The organism is Pseudomonas sp. D3 (assembly GCF_029320995.1).
GTDB classification, from domain to species: domain Bacteria; phylum Pseudomonadota; class Gammaproteobacteria; order Pseudomonadales; family Pseudomonadaceae; genus Aquipseudomonas; species Aquipseudomonas paraveronii.
Map to the genome: position 1 here is coordinate 4,909,614 of NZ_CP119772.1, position 20,851 is coordinate 4,930,464.

General features: G+C 61.9%; 18 protein-coding genes, 1 other RNA gene and 1 pseudogene. 8 read left to right on the forward strand and 12 right to left on the reverse strand.

The window, feature by feature from the left end; all coding sequences use genetic code 11:
- Positions 1–15 precede the first annotated feature (15 nt).
- The 3 genes from ccoS to hemN all read left to right on the forward strand — a co-directional run bounded on the left by ccoS (position 16) and on the right by hemN (position 2,396).
- Positions 16–234: a cbb3-type cytochrome oxidase assembly protein CcoS gene (gene ccoS, locus P3S72_RS22595; RefSeq protein WP_276194300.1), complete on the forward strand. Its 219-nt coding sequence runs from the start codon at positions 16–18 to the stop codon at positions 232–234.
- A complete protein-coding gene (locus P3S72_RS22600) occupies positions 227–910 on the forward strand; it encodes a sulfite exporter TauE/SafE family protein (protein ID WP_276194301.1) in 684 nt (227 codons plus the stop codon). The genes ccoS and P3S72_RS22600 overlap by 8 nt, the downstream gene beginning before the upstream one ends.
- 103 nt (positions 911–1,013) lie before the next feature.
- Positions 1,014–2,396, forward strand: coding sequence for an oxygen-independent coproporphyrinogen III oxidase (gene hemN, locus P3S72_RS22605; RefSeq protein WP_276194302.1), 1,383 nt, complete (start codon positions 1,014–1,016; stop codon positions 2,394–2,396).
- A gap of 6 nt (positions 2,397–2,402) precedes the next feature.
- Here the strand turns inward: hemN and P3S72_RS22610 are convergent, their stop codons facing one another.
- Positions 2,403–2,867: a hypothetical protein gene (locus P3S72_RS22610; RefSeq protein ID WP_276194303.1), complete on the reverse strand. Its 465-nt coding sequence runs from the start codon at positions 2,865–2,867 to the stop codon at positions 2,403–2,405.
- A gap of 152 nt (positions 2,868–3,019) precedes the next feature.
- Here P3S72_RS22610 and fnr point away from each other — a divergent pair, with 152 nt between their 5' ends.
- Positions 3,020–3,754: a fumarate/nitrate reduction transcriptional regulator Fnr gene (fnr, locus tag P3S72_RS22615; RefSeq protein WP_276194304.1), complete on the forward strand. Its 735-nt coding sequence runs from the start codon at positions 3,020–3,022 to the stop codon at positions 3,752–3,754.
- A gap of 81 nt (positions 3,755–3,835) precedes the next feature.
- Complete coding sequence (locus P3S72_RS22620) at positions 3,836–4,384, forward strand: adenine phosphoribosyltransferase (RefSeq protein WP_247406047.1); 549 nt, start codon at positions 3,836–3,838, stop codon at positions 4,382–4,384.
- Between the two features lie 191 nt (positions 4,385–4,575).
- Here P3S72_RS22620 and recR read toward each other — a convergent pair whose 3' ends face one another.
- From recR to dnaX, 4 genes are all read right to left on the reverse strand, one after another.
- Positions 4,576–5,178 carry a recombination mediator RecR gene (gene recR / locus P3S72_RS22625; protein WP_017845247.1) on the reverse strand — a complete coding sequence of 201 codons (603 nt, stop codon included), beginning with the start codon at positions 5,176–5,178 and terminating at the stop codon, positions 4,576–4,578.
- Between the two features lie 66 nt (positions 5,179–5,244).
- A complete protein-coding gene (locus P3S72_RS22630; protein ID WP_276194305.1) occupies positions 5,245–6,279 on the reverse strand; it encodes an NADP-dependent oxidoreductase in 1,035 nt (344 codons plus the stop codon).
- 169 nt (positions 6,280–6,448) lie between these two features.
- Entirely contained in the window at positions 6,449–6,787 is a 339-nt protein-coding gene (locus tag P3S72_RS22635) for a YbaB/EbfC family nucleoid-associated protein (protein ID WP_017527493.1), read from the reverse strand.
- Positions 6,788–6,829: 42 nt separating this feature from the next.
- The gene (gene dnaX, locus P3S72_RS22640) at positions 6,830–8,878 is read right to left on the reverse strand and encodes a DNA polymerase III subunit gamma/tau (protein WP_276194306.1); all 2,049 of its coding nucleotides are present in this window, start codon (positions 8,876–8,878) and stop codon (positions 6,830–6,832) included.
- Between the two features lie 132 nt (positions 8,879–9,010).
- On the opposite strand from dnaX, the gene P3S72_RS22645 reads away from it, so the two are divergent.
- The gene (locus tag P3S72_RS22645) at positions 9,011–9,772 is read left to right on the forward strand and encodes a transporter substrate-binding domain-containing protein (RefSeq protein ID WP_276194308.1); all 762 of its coding nucleotides are present in this window, start codon (positions 9,011–9,013) and stop codon (positions 9,770–9,772) included.
- 52 nt (positions 9,773–9,824) lie between these two features.
- Positions 9,825–10,196 carry a VOC family protein gene (locus P3S72_RS22650; protein WP_276194309.1) on the forward strand — a complete coding sequence of 124 codons (372 nt, stop codon included), beginning with the start codon at positions 9,825–9,827 and terminating at the stop codon, positions 10,194–10,196.
- Here the strand turns inward: P3S72_RS22650 and P3S72_RS22655 are convergent.
- Positions 10,110–11,075: a DMT family transporter gene (locus tag P3S72_RS22655; RefSeq protein WP_276194310.1), complete on the reverse strand. Its 966-nt coding sequence runs from the start codon at positions 11,073–11,075 to the stop codon at positions 10,110–10,112. The two genes, P3S72_RS22650 and P3S72_RS22655, sit on opposite strands and share 87 nt — an antisense overlap.
- Before the next feature lie 86 nt (positions 11,076–11,161).
- Positions 11,162–11,311 (reverse strand): hypothetical protein, encoded by a 150-nt coding sequence (locus P3S72_RS22660; protein ID WP_276198018.1) that lies wholly within the window; start codon positions 11,309–11,311, stop codon positions 11,162–11,164.
- On the opposite strand from P3S72_RS22660, the pseudogene P3S72_RS22665 reads away from it, so the two are divergent.
- Positions 11,244–12,046: pseudogene (locus P3S72_RS22665) on the forward strand (LysR substrate-binding domain-containing protein). The gene P3S72_RS22660 and the pseudogene P3S72_RS22665 overlap by 68 nt on opposite strands.
- Positions 12,047–12,275: 229 nt before the next feature.
- Here the strand turns inward: P3S72_RS22665 and ffs are convergent.
- The 5 genes from ffs to smc all read right to left on the reverse strand — a co-directional run bounded on the left by ffs (position 12,276) and on the right by smc (position 20,851).
- An RNA gene (gene ffs / locus P3S72_RS22670) (signal recognition particle sRNA small type) lies at positions 12,276–12,372 on the reverse strand.
- A 144-nt stretch (positions 12,373–12,516) separates the two neighbouring features.
- Entirely contained in the window at positions 12,517–13,686 is a 1,170-nt protein-coding gene (locus tag P3S72_RS22675) for a putative zinc-binding metallopeptidase (RefSeq protein ID WP_276194311.1), read from the reverse strand.
- 102 nt (positions 13,687–13,788) lie between these two features.
- Positions 13,789–16,155 (reverse strand): NAD-dependent DNA ligase LigA, encoded by a 2,367-nt coding sequence (gene ligA / locus P3S72_RS22680; protein ID WP_276194312.1) that lies wholly within the window; start codon positions 16,153–16,155, stop codon positions 13,789–13,791.
- Positions 16,156–16,242: 87 nt separating this feature from the next.
- Complete coding sequence (gene zipA, locus P3S72_RS22685; protein WP_276194313.1) at positions 16,243–17,103, reverse strand: cell division protein ZipA; 861 nt, start codon at positions 17,101–17,103, stop codon at positions 16,243–16,245.
- Between the two features lie 259 nt (positions 17,104–17,362).
- A complete protein-coding gene (gene smc, locus P3S72_RS22690; RefSeq protein ID WP_276194314.1) occupies positions 17,363–20,851 on the reverse strand; it encodes a chromosome segregation protein SMC in 3,489 nt (1,162 codons plus the stop codon).

Genomic DNA, 20,851 nt, shown 5'->3' on the forward strand with positions numbered 1-20,851 from the left:
GGGCATGGAGTGCAGATGCCAGCTTTATACATAATGATTCCAGCGGCGCTGCTGATTGTGGCCATCGCCATCTATATCTTTTTTTGGGCAGTGGACAGCGGCCAGTACGACGACCTCGATGGTCCGGCCCACAGCGTGCTGTTCGACGATCAGGACCCCAACCACCTGGCCGCCATCGACAAGGCCAAAAGCCCCGAGCCCCCCGCAGCCCCCAAAGATCCGCCCCATGCTTGATTTGGCGCCGCTGCTGGTCTCCGCGCTGATCCTTGGCCTGCTGGGGGGCGGCCATTGCCTGGGCATGTGCGGCGGCCTGATGGGCGCGCTGACCCTGGCGATCCCCAAGGAGCAACGCAGCCGCAGGTTCCGCCTGCTGCTCGCGTACAACCTGGGACGCATCCTCAGCTATGCCACCGCCGGCCTGCTGATCGGCCTGGCCGGCTGGGCCGTGGCCAACAGCCCGGCGGCGATGTTCATGCGCGTGCTGGCCGGCCTGCTGCTGATCAGCATGGGCCTGTACCTGGCCGGCTGGTGGAGCGGCCTCACCCGCATCGAAAGCCTCGGCCGCGGCCTGTGGCGGCACATCCAGCCGTTCGCCAACCGTTTACTGCCGGTATCCAGCCTGCCCCGCGCCCTGCTGTTGGGCGCGCTGTGGGGCTGGTTGCCGTGCGGGTTGGTCTACAGCACCCTGCTGTGGGCCGCCAGCCAAGGCAATGCACTGGACAGTGCGGTGCTGATGCTGGCGTTCGGGCTAGGTACTTGGCCAGTGCTGCTGGCGACCGGACTGGCAGCCGAACGCGTCACGGCACTATTGCGCAAGCGCAGTGTGCGCACGGCCGGCGGCGTGCTGGTGATGCTGTTCGGGATTTGGACCTTGCCCGGGCCCCATCAGCACTGGCTAATGGGCCACTAAAAGGCCGTGTGGCATAGCGCCGCTCCCCGTTGACGCAAATCAAGATGCGCTATCCGCCACGCCCCTAGACTCGACCCATTAGTCTATCCGGGGGAACGCCCGCATGCTCGACGCCATTCGTTGGGACACCAATCTGATTCACCGCTACGACTTGGCCGGACCGCGCTACACGTCCTACCCCACCGCTGTGCAATTTGAAAGCGAGGTTGGCTCGTTCGACCTGCTCCACGCCCTGCGCGACAGCCGCAAGGCTGCACGACCGTTGTCGCTGTATGTGCACGTGCCGTTCTGCGCAAACATTTGCTATTACTGTGCCTGCAACAAAGTCATCACCAAGGACCGCGGCCGCGCCCAACCCTACCTGCAGCGCCTGGAACAGGAGATCCAACTGATCGCCTGCCACCTCGACCCGAAACAAACCGTGGAACAGCTGCATTTCGGCGGCGGCACCCCGACCTTTCTCAGCCATGACGAACTGCGCCAGGTGATGACCTCCCTGCGTAAGCATTTCAACCTGCTCGATGATGATTCCGGCGACTACAGCATCGAGATCGACCCGCGCGAAGCCGACTGGGCAACCATGGGGCTGCTGCGCGAGTTGGGCTTCAACCGCGTCAGTATCGGCCTGCAAGACCTCGACCCCGAAGTGCAACGGGCGGTCAACCGCCTGCAAAGCCTGGAAGAGACCCGCGCCGTCATCGATGCGGCGCGCACCCTGCAGTACCGCTCGATCAATATCGACCTGATCTACGGCCTGCCCAAGCAAACACCGATCAACTTCGCGCGCACCATAGAAGAGGTGATCAAGCTGCAACCGGATCGCCTGTCAGTGTTCAACTATGCGCACTTGCCGGAACGTTTCATGCCTCAGCGGCGGATCAACGCCGATGAACTGCCGTCCCCGGAGGCAAAACTGCTGATGCTGCAAACCACCATCGAACAACTGACCAACGCTGGCTACCGCTATATCGGCATGGACCACTTCGCGCTACCGGATGACGAATTGGCCATCGCCCAGGAAGAAGGCACCCTGCAACGCAACTTCCAGGGCTATACCACTCACGGTCATTGCGACCTGATCGGGCTTGGGGTCTCGGCCATCAGCCAGATCGGCGATCTGTATTGCCAGAACACCAGCGACATCAATAGCTACCAGCACGCCCTGGCCGATGCGCAACTGGCGACCAACCGCGGCCTGATCTGCACCACCGATGATCGGTTGCGGCGGGAAGTGATTCAGCAATTGATCTGCAATTTCAGCCTGACCTTCGAGCAGATCGAACAGGCGTTCAATATCGATTTTCGCGGCTACTTCGACGACATCTGGCCACAACTTGAAACGATGGCCGAAGACGGCTTGATCGAACTGAACGCACAAGGCATTTGCGTTCTACCCGCCGGGCGGCTGCTGGTGCGCTCGGTGTGCATGGTGTTCGATGCCTATCTTGAGCATCAGAACAGGCAGCGGTTTTCGCGGGTGATCTGAGCGCGCCTACTTCATCGCCAGGCTGGCGGTGGTCATCGCATCGCTGGCACCCATGCCCTTCATCACTTTGGCCAGGGAAGCCTGAGCGCTGGTCATGCTGGCTTGCAGCCCGCCCAAAGCAGCTTGCAAGCCGGAAAGCTTGGCGCGTGCTTGTTCAGGGCTGAGGCGCTTATCAGCCATCACTGCAGCCATCTCTGCCTGCTTCTCGGCAATTTGCTTCTTGATATTACGAAGCATCTTCAGCAAATTCTTGACGTTGTCTGCCAGGCCGCTGTCGTCAATGTCACTGTTGGCGTTTTTTTCGGTTGCCGAAGCTTTCATTGCAGCGCCGGAAATAGTGACGGAAACCGCCGGTTTGACCTCATCGGTAGCCGACGCCGCAGCAATTTCGTTTGCGGCATTAACCTGTTTGGTTTCAGGCTGCACCTGTATCAGGGTGCGAGAAACCAAATTCGTAGTAAAAGAAAGCATTTTGTAAACCACTGAGTTTCTGTTCGACAGCAATGCATCGGCCGCTGCTGGAAAATCTTCATACCCATTGGTTTTTCGTCCATGCTGGCCTCTTCTACCCACAGTGCGTTACCCTTACGTCTTATGTGTGTTTTCCCACAAGGATTTAAGAAATGTCCGAGCCCGTTAAGCTGCGCGCTAACAGCCAGGCCCATTGCAAGGATTGCAGCCTGGCACCCCTCTGCTTACCACTTTCATTGAATCTGGAAGACATGGATGCGCTGGACGAAATCGTTAAACGCGGGCGCCCGCTGAAAAAAGGCGAGTTTCTGTTTCGCCAGGGCGACAAGTTCGATTCCGTCTATGCAGTACGTTCGGGTGCATTGAAGACATTCAGCCTGAGCGACAGCGGCGAAGAGCAGATCACCGGCTTCCACCTGCCGAGCGAGCTGGTCGGACTGTCGGGAATGGACACCGAGATTCATCCGGTGTCGGCCCAGGCCCTGGAAACCACATCGGTATGCGAAATTCCTTTCGAGCGCCTGGACGAACTGGCCCTGCAATTGCCGCAACTGCGCCGCCAACTGATGCGCGTCATGAGCCGCGAGATTCGTGACGACCAGCAAATGATGCTGCTGCTGTCGAAGAAAACCGCCGACGAGCGTATCGCCACCTTCCTGGTCAACCTGTCAGCGCGATTCCGTGCCCGTGGTTTCTCGGCCAACCAGTTCCGCCTGAGCATGTCGCGCAATGAAATCGGCAATTACCTGGGCCTGGCGGTAGAAACCGTGTCCCGGGTGTTTACCCGTTTCCAGCAGAACGAGCTGCTTGCCGCCGAAGGCAAGGAAGTGCATATCCTCGACCCGATCCAACTGTGTGCGTTGGCGGGCGGCTCCCTGGAGGGCTGATCCAGACATTTGCGGCCGCGCCAATCGGCAAGGCCGCAAGGTATACTTCGAGTCCGTTTTCCGCCCCAGGACTCTTCGACGATGACCTTCGATTCGTTCGACATCAAATCCCTGATCCGCCCTGTCATCGACTTCCCCAAGCCTGGGGTGATCTTTCGCGACATCACGCCGCTGTTCCAGTCGCCCAAGGCCCTGCGCCTGGTGGCCGACACCTTTGTCCACCGCTATGTCGAAGCCGATTTCAGCCACATTGGTGCGATGGATGCCCGGGGTTTCCTGATCGGCTCGATCATCGCCTACCAATTGAACAAACCGCTGATCCTGTTCCGCAAGCAAGGCAAGCTGCCGGCCGACGTGCTGGCCGAGGGTTACCAGACCGAATACGGCGAAGCCTTCCTCGAAGTGCATGCCGACAGCCTGTGTGAGGGCGACTCGGTGCTGATCTTCGATGACCTGATCGCCACCGGCGGCACGCTGATCGCTGCGGCGAACCTGGTGCGGCGCATGGGCGCGAAGGTTTTTGAAGCGGCGGCGATTATCGACCTGCCGGAGCTGGGTGGCTCGCAACGCCTGGAAGATATGGAGATTCCAACGTTTTGCCTGACGCAGTTTGCGTTGAGCGAGCGCTGAGGGTTGTCTGAACTGGCGCCCTCGATGGACAACTTGCTTGCCCATCAAACCAGGCACGTATATCACCGACAACACAAAACCAATGTGGGAGGGGGCTTGCTCCCGATGGCGGCATATCAGCCAATGCAAAGGTGACTGAAGCACCGCTATCGGGAGCAATCCCCCTCCCACAACTTGTCCTGCGGCGTGGCTTAGAGGGCGATCGGTTTACGCCCTGCGAACGAGTGTGCCAGGGTGCCGCCGTCCACCAATTCCAGCTCGCCACCCAGCGGCACGCCGTGGGCGATACGTGAGGTGACCAGGCCTTTGTTGCTCAGCAGTTGGGCAATGTAATGGGCGGTCGCTTCACCTTCCACGGTCGGGTTGGTGGCCAGAATCACCTCGGTAAAGGTGCCCTGCGCTTCAATCCGCGCCACCAGTTGCGGAATGCCGATGGCCTCGGGGCCCAGACCGTCCAACGGCGACAGATGGCCTTTGAGCACGAAGTAGCGCCCGCGATAACCGGTCTGCTCCACCGCGTACACGTCCATCGGTCCTTCCACCACGCACAACAGCGTGTCATCGCGGCGAGGGTCGGCGCATTGCGGGCAGAGTTCTTCTTCGGTGAGGGTGCGGCACTGGCGACAGTGGCCAACGCCTTCCATGGCCTGGCTCAAGGCCTGGGCCAACCGGGTACCGCCGCTGCGATCACGCTCCAGCAGTTGCAGCGCCATGCGCTGGGCGGTTTTCTGGCCGACGCCGGGTAAGGTACGCAGGGCGTCGATCAGTTGGCGAATCAGGGGGCTGAAGCTCATGGGCGAAAGGTCCGACAAAACAACGAGACGCGGTTTATACCCGCGCCCCGGATTAGCGTCAAATGCTCAATCCTGCGCGACGCGTACCACCAACTTGCCGAAGTTGCGTCCTTCGAGCAAACCGATAAACGCTTCAGGCGCCTGCTCCAGGCCATCGACCACGTCTTCGCGGAACTTGATCTTGCCGTCACGTACCCACGGCGCCATGGCGCTGAGGAATTCCGGCTGGCGATCGCCGTAGTCATCGAACACGATAAAGCCCTGGATACGCACGCGCTTGGTCAACAAGGTGCGTTGCAGCGCCGGCAGTCGATCAGGGCCGCTCGGCGCTTCATCGGCGTTATAACCGGCGATCAGCCCGCACAGCGGAATCCGCGCCTTGGGGTTGAGCAGCGGCACCACGGCATCGAACACCTTGCCACCGACGCTTTCAAAGTAGATATCCACGCCCTTGAAACAGGCATGGGCCAATTCATCGGCGAAGTGCTCGCTTTTGTGGTCAATGCAGGCATCAAAGCCCAGTTCATCCACCACGTAACGGCACTTGTCGGCCCCGCCCGCAACCCCCACCACGCGCAGGCCCTTGAGCTTGGCCACCTGGCCCACCACCGAGCCCACCGCACCGGACGCTGCCGCCACCACCAGGGTTTCCCCGGCTTTGGGCTGGCCGATATCCATCAGGCCCATGTAGGCGGTCATGCCCGGCATGCCCAGCACACCCAATGCCATCGACGGACTGGCCAGGCCGTTGGGCACCGGTATCAGGTTGCGACCGTCGCAAACGCTGTGGCTTTGCCAGCCAGTGGAGCCGACCACCAGGTCGCCCACTTCGAATTTCGGGTTGCGCGACTGCTCGATACGGCTGACAGCGCCACCCGTCATCACTTCGTCGATTTCTACCGGAGCGGCGTAGGACGGAGCATCACTCATGCGCCCACGCATGTAGGGGTCGAGGGACAGGTACAGCGTCTTCAACAAGACTTGGCCGTCTGCCAGTTCCGGCAGCGTCACGCGTTCGAGGCGGAAGTTTTCCGGGGTTGGCGCGCCTTGAGGGCGCGAGACGAGAACAATGCGCTGGTTAAGAATCGGTGCTTGAGGCATCGAGGGACTCCTTTATCGATGAGCGAATTCAATGGCATTAAGTGCAGACACTGGCCAAGGCGCCGAGGTTCGTCATAGTTGCCGCCCGGTAGCAAATGCAGAGGGGTTAACAGCCAAAAAAAATGCCAGGCGCGATGCCTGGCATTTCAGTCTAGCTAAGGCTGGCCGATCAGAACGGCAGTTTCATGCCCGGAGGCAGTTGCATGCCAGCGGTCACGCCGGACATTTTGTCCTGGCTGTTGGCTTCGATCTTGCGCACAGCGTCATTGACGGCCGCAGCGAACAGATCTTCCAGCACTTCACGGTCGTCATCACTGACGCCTTCGAGCAGGCTCGGGTCGATGCTCACGCGCTTGATGTCGTGACGACCGGTCATCACCACGCTGACCATATCGCCACCGGCTTTACCGGTGACTTCGGCGTTGGCCAGCTCTTCCTGCATCTTGGCCATTTTTTCCTGCATCTGCTGCGCCTGCTTCATCAGGCCGGCCATGCCACCTTTCATCATGGGAATCACCTCAAAAGTACGTGGATCAATAAGTAGCCCGGGTTATGACGCCTGGGGCACCGGGGCTTCGACAGGTTCAATAGTATCGTGACGGACGACCGCACCGAACTGTTGCATCAATTGCTGGATGAGCGGGTCACCGTGGATCGACTCCTCGGCCTCGCGCTGGCGATTGAGGCGCCGGCGGGTCGCGGCCTGGGCTGGGGTTTCCTGCTCGGGCTTGATCAACTCGATGGCGATGGTCAGCGTGCGCTCGTGGTACTGGTTGAGGGCATCATTGAGCCGGCGCTGCTGGGTCGTATTGAACAGGGCGCTGTGGGCCGGGTCCAGGTGCAGCACCCAGTGGTCGCCCTCGATGGCGATCAGGGTGCAGTTGGCTGCGATGCTACCGGTCATGCCGGAAATCGGCAGTTTCGGGAACAACTCCAGCCATTGCAGGGCCAGGCCGGTGGCTGGCGCCGCAGCGGGTTCCGCTTCGGGTTCGGGGGCAGGCTCGGCAGCGTGCTCACTGGCCAGTTCGTCCAGGTAGCTGTAGGCCGAATCGATGTCCGGCTCGATGTAGTCTTCGTCCAGCGGCGGTTCGTCGTCGAGGTCGATGCCGTGCGTTGCGGCGTCCACCTGGGCGACAGTCGGCTCGGGGGCGGGCGCGCTGACCCACTCCGGCGCGTCCGGCACCACGCTGTCCGGGGTCGGTGTGGGCATCGGCGTTAGCTCGGGCTGCTCGCCGGCGGTTTCCAGCATGGGTTCCACGGCGGGCTCAGCCTCCACCGGGGCATTCCAGGGCAAGTCGACCACCGGGGCCGGGGCTGGCTCGACCACCGGTTCAGGCGCGACCACAGGCGCGACAACCACAGGCTCAGGCTCAGGCACCGGCGCAACCGGCGCAGGTGCAGGTGCAGCAACCACTGGCGCGACCACCGCCGCGCCAGCCACGGGTTTGGCGGAATCAACTGTGGCCTGGCTGATCCCCACTGGCTTTAGCGGCTGTCTCGGCGCGTCTGTCGAGTCGGCGGGCCGGAAGGCCAGCATGCGCAGCAGGACCATTTCGAAGCCGCCGCGTGGGTCCGGCGCCAGGGGCAAATCCCTGCGACCGATCAGACCCATCTGGTAGTAGAACTGCACGTCTTCGGCCGGCAACGCCTGGGCCAGCGCCAACACGCGGTCGCGGTCGCCGTGGCCGTTGTCGACACCCTCCGGCAGGGCCTGGGCGATGGCGACGCGGTGCAGCACGTTGAGGATTTCCGAGAGCACGCCGTTCCAGTCCGGACCTTGCTCCGACAAGTGGCGCACAGCTTCGAGCAACGCCTTGGCGTCGCCTTCGATCAACGCGTGCAACACGTCGAACACCTGACCGTGGTCGAGAGTGCCAAGCATCGCTCGCACATCGGCGGCCATGACCTTGCCTTCACCAAAGGCGATAGCCTGGTCGGTGAGGCTCATGGCATCACGCATCGAACCATCGGCAGCGCGGCCGAGCAGCCACAGTGCGTCGTCTTCAAACGGCACGTTCTCGACACCCAGCACGTGGGTCAAGTGCTCGACCACGCGCTCCGGGGTCATGTTTTTAAGGGAGAACTGCAGGCACCGCGACAAAATCGTTGCAGGGAGTTTCTGCGGATCGGTGGTGGCCAGGATGAATTTGACGTAGGGCGGCGGCTCTTCCAGAGTTTTCAACAAGGCGTTGAACGAGTGGCTGGAGAGCATGTGGACTTCGTCGATCAGGTAGACCTTGAAGCGGCCGCGGCTCGGCGCGTACTGCACGTTATCGAGCAGCTCGCGAGTGTCTTCGACCTTGGTGCGGCTCGCGGCGTCGATCTCGATCAGGTCGACGAAACGCCCTTCGTCGATCTCGCGGCACACCGAGCAGGTACCGCAGGGCGTCGAGGTGATACCCGTTTCGCAGTTCAGGCATTTGGCAATGATTCGGGCAATGGTTGTCTTGCCGACACCGCGAGTACCGGTAAACAGGTAGGCGTGGTGTAGCCGTTGGCTGTCCAAGGCATTGATCAGAGCCTTGAGCACATGGGTCTGGCCGACCATTTCGCGGAACGAGCGCGGGCGCCATTTACGTGCAAGAACCTGATAACTCATCGAAAACCGTCGCAACTGAGAAGCGGAGCCGGTAATGCTAGCGGAGCAAGGGGGAAATTGCATCCGGCACGCTTGCCTAATCTGACTAAGATTGCCAGATTGGCCATGAAAAGGCCTGAACCCGGAGAGTGTATGCGCGTAGTCCTGGGCGCTTTATGGATGATCACCACGGCCAGCCTGGCGGCGCCCGCACCGTTGCGTTTCTCTGTTTCCGACAGTTGGGCGATGCCCATGGTGCAAGTGGAGGACGGCCGACCCACCCAGGGCATTTTGTATGACCTGATGTTGAGCCTGGCCACCCAGGTCGGCCGCCCGGTCGAGTTCCACGTACTGTCCAGGGCACGCATTGCCAGCGCGATGGCCCATGGCGACATCGATGTGCGCTGTTATGTCGCCCAGGCCTGGCTCAACAATTTGTCTGACGACTACATCTGGAGCCTCCCGCTGCTGGTCCAGCGCAACGTATTGGTCAGCGCTCACAGCCATCCGGTGCAAGTGACCCAGCTGGCGCCGCAGTCGATCGGAACAGTGCTCAATTACCGCTACTCCACACTCGACCCGCTGTTCGCCAACGGCCAATTGAGGCGCGACGACGCCCGCAGCGAAGAGCAGGTGCTGCACAAACTGGTGGCCGGGCGCTTCAAGTATGCGGTGGCCAATGAATGGATCGTCGACCGCTTCAACCAGAACCTGCCGATGGATCAGCGACTGCACAAAGTTGCCATGCTCGAGGAGCAAAGCCTGGGCTGCGTTGTGCGCAACGACCCGGACCTGCCGGTGCAACAAATCCTGCGCACCCTGCTGCAGATGAAAATGTCAGGCGAAATCGACGACATCATCAAGCTGTACACCGGCGAAAACGCAGTGCCCTTGCACGCTCCTGACAAGAACTGACAGGGCCACCTTATAGACTGGGCTCAACCACCCCCGTTCTCAAGGAGCCCCAATGAACACCGTTGCCCATTACTTCCTGCTGTATGTCGACAGCCCCGCCACCAGCGCCAACTTCTACAGCCGCCTGCTGGACAAAGCACCGGTTGAGTTGAACCCTACCTTTGCCCTGTTCATTCTCAATAATGGTGTAAAGCTGGGCCTGTGGTCGCGCCACACCGTGCAACCGGCGGCCCAAGCCACGGGCGGCGGCGGCGAAGTGGGTTTCGCCCTGCCCGACCAGGCGGCCGTGGATACCCTGCACGACCAATGGCTGGAACGTGGCGCCACGATCATTCAGTCACCGACCGTCGTGGACTTTGGCTACACCTTTGTCGCCCAGGATCTCGACGGCCATCGGTTGCGGGCGTTCTGCATGAGCGACTGAGCAGCGCCGCCAGCGTCCTTCCAGGCTGATGGCCGCCACGCTGGCGAGCACGATCACCGCGCCGAGCATCACCTGCCCGGCAAGGTGCTCGCCCAGCAGTGTCGCCGCCATCGCCATGGCCACCGGGGGAACCAAGTACATCGCCACCGATGCACGGCTGACCTCGACATGCTTCAACACGTAGGCCCAGGCAAGGTACGCCAGGGCGCTGGGGAAAATGCCCAGGACCAGCACCGCCAGGTTTTCCGGCCAGGGCGCCTGCGCCACGGCGGCGGGCAGGCCGGGCAGGTTCACGCAGAGCATCAGGGTGCCCGACCACACCATGTAGCACGCCAGGGTCAACGGGCTGTAGCGGTGGGCATAGTGCTTCTGGATGGCGAAATACACGCTCCACGACACCGCCGCCAACAGGATCAACAGACCACGTGGATCGATGTCACCCACACCCTGCTCACCCCAGATCACCACCAGCACGCCGAGCAACCCCAGCACTACGCAGCTCCAGCGCCAGGCGCTGATCCGCTCCTTCAAGCCAAAAAACGCAATCAGTACACTGAACAGTGGCGCCGACTGCGCCAATACACTGGATGCCGCCGCTGTCACCCATTGCTGCCCGTAGTTGAGGCAGGTGTGATGCAGGAACACCCCGAAAAATCCCAGCACCAGCAACCATGGCACATCCCGCAGGCGCGGCTGGCTGATGCCCTGCACCAGCGCCACGCCGCCCATGAACACCGATGCGACCAGAAACCGCACCAACGCCAACTGGCCGGGGTTATAACTGTGCAGCCCCATGTGTACGCCAATCGGCGAATAGGCCCAACAGAGGATCACGCTGGCGATGACTAGCGTAAGCTTTGCGGGTGACGGGGCATTCATCGATGGCATCCAGAAACAGAAAAGGAGTGCCGCCAGTCTTGGCCGGGTCATGCGGCAGGACAATTAAGCGTTTCTGACTTCTGAAATCAGTGGAACTGAGCGATGGAAATGGCCCAACTGAAGATGGTGCGAGCCGTGGCGCAAACCGGCAGCGTGGCCCAGGCCGCGCTGCAATTGCATTGCGTGCCGTCGAACATCACCACGCGCATCAAACAGCTGGAAAGCGAATTGGGCACGCCGTTGTTCATCCGTGCCGGACGCGGGCTGGCGATCAGTGCCGCCGGTGAAATCTTCCTCGATTACTGCGAGCGCATCCTAGCACTGGTGGACGAATCCAAACGAGCGGTGGGCGCCAATGCGATCCCGCGAGGCACCTTGCGTATCGGCGCGGTGGAGTCCAGTGCCAGCGGCCGGCTGCCACCGCTGCTGGCGGAATACCATCGACGCTATCCCGACGTCAGCCTGGAACTGGTGACGGGTGCCTGGAGCCAACTGCTCGACGACCTGCAACACCACCGCCTGGACGTGGCGCTGGTAGCCGCCGGCAACACACGCGCCAAGCTCGAACACAGCGTGGTCTACAGCGAACGCCTGGTGCTGATCGCCAGCCCCTCCAGCGCGCCGATCAACGGCGCCGAGGACTGGCAGGACGCACCCTACTGGTCTGGCCGCCCGGCTGCCCTTATCGCGCAGCCCTGGAAAACTGGGTCAAACCCCACGACCTCAAGCCGGCCATCGCCAGCTACGCCAGTTGGGGCACGATCATCGGCTGCGTCAGCGCGGGGATTGGCGTGGCATTGGCGCCGGAGGGCATTCTGGCGCGCTATGAGCAGACCAGTCAGTTGGCCTCGTACCGATTCGAAGAACTGGCGGCCGTGGATAACCTGCTGTTCTGGCACAAGGACACGCAGCGGCATCTGGCCAGGGATGCGTTCGCGGGGCTGCTGCGCGAAACCTTCGGCCAACACTGATCAAACATCAGTTTTTCGGGGCGGCCAATCGCGCGTACTGATCCGGGCTGATCCAGCCGGTGAACGACCGATCCTGAGCATTGACGAACTCGACCTGGGCCCAGCCATCCTTGAAGGCCAGCACGCGACCACATCAGGCTGCGCAATAAAATACCGGCAGACGGCTGAAAGGAAGACAAAGGGGGTTGAAACAGAAGGGGTACTACAAGGAGGAGCGTTATGGAGGCAACCCCACCAGCCACACCCCGGCACACAATGTTCCCGCTGTGGCTGCTGCCTTCCGGCTCTGACCAGGTTCACGGGTAATCGTTGCGGGGGGACCGATGGGGTCACCATAACGACGCTCGCCTCTCGGCAAGCCGCGCCATTGTACCCATCTCATCGGAAGTTACAACCATTGGTGCGGGATTAAAAAATCAAGAGGTTCAAGCACTTGCCATAGCCGTCAGCATTCCCCCTGCCACACGGGTTCATGACTGTGCCTGTAGGACCTCATCCGCCCTGCCGCCCTCTTCCTGGATCACCAGGTGAATGAAGTGCAGCTTGGCTATCACTGCCGGTGGCAGTACGAAGGGGTAGAAATCCGGCTGGCCCATGGCGCGGGACAGTTCGTTGAGCATGCCGGCGAGTTCGATCCAGGCGTTGACGAACGACAGGAACGCCGCGCCGCCGGGGTGTTCGGGGTCATAGAGGCTGGCGAGGGGGAACGGCTGGTAATCCAGGTCCATCTCGCGGGCGCTCATGCCGAAGCCCAGGGCGGTGTCGACGGCGTCCATCATGTGCAGGTAATGCGCCCAGGTTTCGGCCCAGTCTTCCCAGGGGTGCATGGTGGCGTAGGCGCTGACGCAGGTGTGTTGCCAGTCCGGGCGCGGGCCGTTCTGGTAGTGTTGGTCGAGAGCGTCGGCGTAACTGGCGCGTTCGTCGCCGAACAGGTTGCGAAACGGTTGAAGCCAGTGGCTGTTGGCGATCAGCCGATCCCAATAGTAGTGGCCGACTTCATGGCGAAAGTGGCCAAGTAAGGTGCGGTACGGTTCACGCATCTGCACGCGGATTTTTTCGCGGTGGGCGTCGTCGGCTTCCTTGATGTCGAGGGTGATCAGGCCGTTGGCATGGCCGGTGGTCGGCGCGTTGCCTTCCAGGTCGATGCCGACGAAGTCGAAGGCCAGGCCGTTGTCTTCGTCGACGCTTTTGGGCACGACGTGCAGGCCCAGGCTGATCAGTTGCGCCACCAGCCGGCGCTTGGCGGTTTCGACTTTGCACCAGCGCTCGGGGTTTTCGGGGATCGACAGGTCGGGAATGGTGCGGTTCAGGCTGCACGCCACGCACAGCGAGCGGGTGCTGTGGGCGCGAATCAGCCAGTTGCAGGCGGCCGGGCTGTCGAGGTTGGCGCAGCGGCGGAAAGCGCCGGCATCGAGGTTGTCATCCAGCAGCCAGGTGTCGGCGACCGGACCCGGTTGCAGCGAGGACAGACGGCTTTGTTGCGGGTGGTAACCCAGCAGCGCCGCGCAGGCCAGGCACTGGCTGTTGCGAAAGAACAACGACTGGCCACACCGACACTGCCAGACCTTGCTGTTGCGCGAGGATTCGACCATGAACGGTGCGGCGATGCGCGAACTGAGTTGTTCGAAGAAGCGGTACATAGCGATCTCTCCCGGGGCGACCAAGACTAGATCATTTCGCGCTCGGGATCGTTCCACTTTCTTCGAAGGGCTGCTTCGCAGCCCAACGGGAACAAGAAATCGTCAGACAGTGATGTTGTGCCGGGCTAGAAAGTCCACGAAAGCGGCTTCGTCCAATACCTTCAGGCCCAACTCACTCGCCTTGGCCAGTTTTGAACCGGCACCCGGCCCGGCCACTACACAATACGTCTTCGCCGACACCGAACCGGCCACCTTGGCGCCGAGGCTTTCGAGCTTGTCCTTGGCCACGTCACGGCTCATCAGTTCCAGGGAGCCGGTCAGCACCCAGGTGTGCCCCGCTTCCGGCAAGCCTTCGATCACTTTCTTCTCGCTCTGCCAGTGCATGCCGAAGTCCTTGAGCTGCTGCTCGATGGCCAGGGCAAGGTTGGCGTGGTCGGGGTTATCGAAGAACTCGCGCACGGCCTTGGCCTGCTTCTCGGGCAGTGCCTGGCGCATATCGAGCCAGTCGGCCTTGATCACGCCGTCGAGGGAGCCGAACTTGTCCGCCAGTTTCTGCGCGGCGCCAGGGCCAACGCTGGGCACGTTGAGCTTGTCGAGCAAACCGCCGAGGGTGGTGCTGGCGGCGAACTCGGCGCTCAGGTCGCCTTGTTCCTGCAGTTGCAGGCCGCATTTGTCCGGCGCCAGCAGCGCGCCGATCACGTCCTGGTTGTGGCGGTCTTCAAAGAAGCTGTGGATCTCGTGCGCCACTTCCAGGCCCACGTCCGGCAAGTACGTCAGCACTTGCGGCAACGCGCGCTGCACGCGCTCCAGGGACGCCAGGGAGCGCGCCAACACCTTGGCGGTCTCCTCGCCCACGTCGGGAATGCCCAGGGCGTAGATGAAGCGCGCCAGGGTCGGCGTCTTGCTGTGTTCGATAGCGCTGATCAGCTTCTTGCTGGAGACATCGGCGAAGCCTTCCAGGTCGATGATCTGTTCGTACTTGAGCGTGTAGAGGTCGGCCGGCGAGGCGATGAGCTTTTCATCCACCAATTGCTCGATGGTTTTGTCGCCCAGGCCGTCGATATCCATCGCCCGGCGCGAGACGAAATGGATGATCGCCTGCTTGAGCTGCGCGCCGCAGGCCAGACGGCCGACGCAGCGGTACACCGCGCCTTCGCTGACGGTTTCCTTGCCCTTGCTGCGTTTGACCAGTTGGGTGCGCTCGACATGGGAGCCGCACACCGGGCAGTTTTCCGGGATATGGACCGCGCGAGCGTGTTCCGGGCGGCGCTCGGTGACGACCGATACGACCTGCGGGATCACGTCCCCGGCGCGGCGGATGATCACGGTGTCGCCGATCATCAGGCCCAGGCGCGCCACTTCATCCATGTTGTGCAGGGTGGCATTGGACACGGTTACACCCGCGACCTTGACCGGCTTGAGGCGCGCCACCGGGGTGACGGCGCCGGTACGGCCGACCTGGAACTCCACGTCGAGCAGCTCGGTCAGCTCTTCCATGGCCGGAAATTTGTGCGCGATCGCCCAACGCGGTTCACGGGCGCGAAAACCCAGCTCGCGCTGGGACGCAATGCTGTTGACCTTGAACACCACGCCGTCGATTTCATAGGGCAGGCTGTTACGCCGCTCGCCGATATCGCGGTAGTAGTCCAGGCATTCCTGGATGCCCTTGGCCAACTTCAGCTCATGACTGATCGGCATGCCCCATTTCTGCAACTGCTGCAGATTGCCGATGTGGGTGTCGCTGATGTCCGCCGTCACCTGGCCAATGCCGTAGCAGCAGAATTCCAGCGGGCGACTGGCGGTGATTTTCGAATCCAACTGGCGCAGGCTGCCGGCGGCGGCGTTGCGCGGGTTGGCGAAGGTCTTGCCGCCGACTTCCAGTTGCGAGGCGTTCAGGCGCTCGAAACCGGCCTTGGACATAAACACTTCGCCGCGCACTTCCAGGGTCGCCGGCCAGCCGCTGCCGTGCAGTTTCAACGGGATATTGCGCACAGTGCGCACATTCACGCTGATATCTTCGCCGGTGGTGCCATCGCCCCGCGTAGCGCCGCGCACCAGTTCGCCGTCTTGGTACAGCAGGCTGACCGCCAGGCCGTCCAACTTTGGCTCGCAGCTGTATTCCACGGCGGCGCCGCCGCCAAACAGATCGCCCACCGGCAGGTCGAGACCTTCGGTAACCCGGCGATCGAACTCGAGCATGGTGGTTTCATCGAAGGCGTTGCCCAGGCTCAGCATTGGAATCTCATGCTTGACCTGGGTGAACGCCGACAACGCCGCACTGCCGACCCGCTGCGTCGGTGAATCACGCGTGACCAGCTCCGGATGCTCGGCCTCCAGGGCCTTGAGCGCTTGGAACAAGCGGTCGTACTCGGCGTCCGGAATGCTCGGTTCGTCGAGGACGTGATAACGGTAGTTGTGCTGATCCAGTTCAGCGCGCAGTTCGAGGATGCGGGTGTGGGCGGCGGTCATGGGTGTTCTCTCATAAAGCAAAAGAGCAGCCGAAGCTGCTCAAATGTTGGTGCGCTTGATTCTATCGACAACGCTTGAGACCAGGCCTCAGCGTTTCTGTGTCAGGGCGCGACGCTCGAACTCGACGATGCGCTGACGGTAGTGTTCGATGGTCTGGGCGGTCAGGACGCTGCGCTGGTCGTCCTTCAGTTCGCCGTTGAGCTCCTGGGACAGCTTGCGCGCTGCAGCGACCATCACGTCGAACGCTTGTTTCGGATGACGCGGACCTGGCAGGCCGAGGAAGAAGCTCACCGCCGGCGTGCTGAACAGGTCGATATCGTCCAGGTCGAAGGTGCCTGGCTTGACCGCGTTGGCCATGGAGAACAGCACTTCGCCATTACCGGCCATGCTTTCGTGGCGGTGGAAGATATCCATCTCGCCAAAACGCAGGCCGCTTTCCAGGATGTTCTGCAACAGTGCCGGGCCCTTGAAGCCGGCGGCGTCGCGGCAGATCACGCTGATCACCAGGACTTCTTCGGCGGCCGGCTGATCGTTTACCGATTGACGCGGCGCGCTTTTGGTCGGGCTCTCGTCAGGGAAGTCGTCATCGCGGCTGCTGAAGCTCGGGCCGTCATCCACGCCCAGGTTCAGGTCGCCCTGATGCGGCTCGGCGGCGGCACTGCCGCGCTTGCCACGCTTGGAGGACGGTTCGCGGGCTTCGCGCAAAGGTGCGCTCATGGACGGCAAGTCGTGCTCGTCCAACTGCGGTTCCTTATGGGTATCCAGCACACGGGGCGGCCCCAGCAGTTCCGCACCGGCGTCGTCGTCGGGCAAGTTGGACAGGTTGCGGTCCAGACGGAACTTGAGCTTACCCTTGCCACCGCGCATGCGGCGCCAGCCATCAAAAAGAATACCGGCAATGACAATAATGCCGATGACGATCAGCCACTCGCGCAGACCGATTTCCATGTAATCCCGTGCCTCTAATAAAAAATGCTGAAAAATAAGGGGTTTAGCACCGTGCAAACCGCTTTAAAACGTGGCGCCAACTCTATGTTCTGACTGACGTTTTGCCCACGCATACGAAAAATTGACATTAAACTAGCACGACCAAAGATAACTTTACACCGTCTGTCAAAATGCCTTGAACAAATATGTCCATTTGCCACTTTCGTCAGACCGGTAAACCGCCCTACATCGAGCTGAAAATCTTCGCTGCAGGCGCGGATCAGGATTCCACCATCGCCATCGCTTCTTCGACATCCACCGCCACCAATCGCGAACAACCCGGCTCGTGCATCGTCACCCCCATCAACTGATCCGCCATTTCCATGGCGATCTTATTGTGGGTGATATAGATGAACTGCACGGTCTGGGACATCTCTTTAACCAGGCGTGCGTAACGTCCTACGTTAGCGTCATCCAGTGGCGCGTCAACTTCGTCGAGCATGCAGAACGGCGCCGGGTTCAACTTGAAGATGGCAAACACCAGGGCCAAAGCAGTCAGGGCTTTTTCGCCACCGGACAACAAATGGATGGTGCTGTTCTTCTTGCCCGGAGGCCGCGCCATGATCGTTACCCCTGTATCGAGTAGATCTTCGCCCGTCAGTTCCAAGTAAGCGCTGCCACCACCGAAAACTTTTGGGAATAACGCCTGTAAACCGCCGTTAATCTGATCAAAGGTATCTTTGAAGCGGTTGCGGGTTTCTTTGTCGATCTTGCGGATCACGTTTTCCAGGGTGTCCAGGGCTTCCACCAGATCGGCGTTCTGGGCATCCAGATAACGTTTACGCTCGGACTGTTGCTGATATTCGTCGATGGCGGCGAGGTTGATCGCGCCGAGTCGCTGAATACGCGCGGCAATCCGCTCAAGTTCTTCTTCGGCGTCTTTCTCGTTGGCCTGGGCGGTCAGGGTGTTGAGTACGCCATGCAGGTCGTAGCCGTCTTCGAGCAGTTGGTCCTGCAGGGTTTTGCGGCGCACGGTCAGGGCTTGCCATTCCATGCGCTGTTGTTCGAGCTGGCCGCGAATCAGCTGGGATTGCTGCTCGGCCTGGGTCCGGCGTTTTTCCGCTTCGCGCAGTTCGCGGTCGGCATCTTCCAGGGCGATTTGCGCGGTCTTGAGCTCTTCGTCGACGGTCATGCGCTTGTCGAGCAATTCTTCGAGCTTGAGCCGCAACTCTTCCAGGGGCGCTTCGCCCTCCTCCAGGTTGAGGCTCAGTTGCTCGCGCTTTTCGGTCAGGCGCTCGGACTGCATCTCCAGGCGCTCCAGGGCCTGGCGCGTGGAGTCGTGCTGGGCGCGCAGGGAGCCAAGGCGCACCGCCAACTGATGGGCATGGTCCTTGTGCTGGCGCGCTTCCTGGCGGACCCGATCGAGGCGTTCGCGCAGGCTGTCGCGCTGGGCCAGCAGCAGTTCGCGCTGTTCGGTGTCGAGGGCCATGCTGTCGAGGGCTTCCTGCAATTGCAGGCGCGCTTCGCCGATCTGTTCGTGTTCGAGAGCGCGCTGCTCGCCCATCTCGGCCACTTCTTCGTCGAGGCGAGTGCGGCGCAGGGTCAGTTGCTCGGCCTTGGCCTTGCTCGCCGAGAGCTGGGCTTTCAATTCGCCCTGCTGGCGCGCTTCGTCCTGCAACAGGCGGCGCAGGTGTTCGCGGCCGGTCTCTTGCTGACGCTGGGTGGCGCGCAGGGTTTGCAGTTCGGTTTCCAGGCTTTCCAGGGTGGCTTCACGTTCTTCACGCTCGGCGATCAGCTTGACGATTTCCTGGCCACGGGCCAATACGCCGCTCTGCGCTTCACTGGCGCGGCACACCCGCAGGAAGTGGCGGCCAACCCAATAGCCGTCGCGGCTGATCAGGCTTTCGCCGGTGCCCAACTGACCGCGTTGGGCCAGGGCCTGCTCCAGGGACTCCACCGGTTTGATCTGGCCCAGCCACGGCGACAGGTCAATCGCGGCCTCGACTTTATCCAGCAAACTGCCCGGCACACGGGTGCCATCGGCGGCAGGACTGAGCAAGCGCAGATCGCCCTGGGCAAAGCCGGCCAGGTCGAAACCGGCAAAATCATCCACCAGCACCGCTTGCAGGTCGGCGCCGAGCACGGTTTCCACCGCCAACTCCCAACCCGCCTCGACCTTCAAGCCCTCCGCCAGGCGCGGGCGCTCGGCCAAGTGCTGGTCGCGCAGCCATTCGGCGGTGCCGGTGCCGGGGTCCAGCGCGGCTTGCTGCAAGGCTTCGAGGGACGCCAGGCGCCCGTTGAGGCGCTGCAAATCGCCCTGGGCCTGTTGCTGGGCCTGGGTCGCCTGTTGCAGTTGCTGACGCAATTGCTCCAGGCGTTCCACTTGCTGTTCTTCACTGGCTTCCAGCTCTTCGAGAGTCATTTCGCTTTCGGCGAGTTGCTCGCTCAGCGTCATGATCGCCGCGTCTTCCGGGTCGGCGGCGAGCAACACGCGCTCTTCCTGCAGACGACGCTGGCGCTCGGCCAGGCGCTCCATGCTGGTTTCCAGTTGCTGGATGCGCGACTGCTGCACCTCGGCCTGGCGGCGCGGCTCGGCGGAGCGCAGGTTGAAGGTGTCCCACTGCTCCTGCCAACCGTGCATGGTGGTCTCGGATTCTTCCAGGGTGGCGGCGGCTTCTTCGGCGGCGGCGCTGGTGATTTCCTGTTCGGGGGTGAGCATGTCCAGCTCTTCGCCGAGGGTCAGCAGCAAGGTGCGGTCGTGACCGAGGTGGGACTCGGTCTCCAGGCGCGCACGCTCGGCTTCCTTCAGATCATCCTGCAACTGGCGCAGACGCTGCTGGCCGTGCTGGATGCTCTGCTCGACCCGGGCGATGTCGCCGCCCACCGAATAGAAGCGGCCCTGCACCAGATTGAAGCGCTCGGACAGGTCATGATGACCGTCGCGCAGGCGTTCGATGCTGGCGTCGGCGTTGCGTTGTTCGGCCACCAGGGCTTCGAAGCTGATTTCCTGGGTGCCGATAATCGCTTCGCGCTGGCCGACCTGATCGTTCAGCGCCTGCCAGCGCAGGGCCGACAGTTGCGCCTTGAGCTGGCGTTCTTCGCCCTTGTATTCCTGATACTTCTCGGCGGCCTGGGCCTGGCGGTGCAGGCGCTCCAACTGGCGCTCCAGCTCGTCGCGCAGGTCGGTCAGGCGGGCGAGGTTTTCATGGGTGCGACGGATGCGGTTTTCAGTCTCGCGGCGGCGCTCCTTGTACTTGGAGATGCCGGCGGCTTCTTCGATAAAGTTACGCAGGTCTTCGGGCTTGGCTTCGATCAGCTTGGAGATCATGCCCTGCTCGATGATCGAGTAGCTGCGCGGGCCGAGGCCGGTGCCGAGGAAGATATCGGTGATGTCCCGACGGCGACACTTGGTGCCGTTGAGGAAGTAACTGTTCTGGCTGTCGCGCGTCACTTTGCGGCGGATGGAGATTTCCGCGTAGGCCGCGTATTCGCCGACCAGGGTGCCGTCGGAGTTGTCGAACACCAGTTCGATGCTGGCCTGGCTCACCGGCTTGCGGCTGGTGGAGCCGTTGAAGATGACGTCGGTCATCGACTCGCCACGCAGGTTTTTCGCTGAGCTCTCGCCCATCACCCAGCGCACGGCGTCGATGATGTTCGACTTGCCGCAGCCATTGGGCCCGACCACCGCCGCCATGTTACTGGGGAAGTTCACCGTGGTCGGGTCGACGAAGGATTTGAACCCCGCCAGTTTGATGCACTTGAGCCGCAC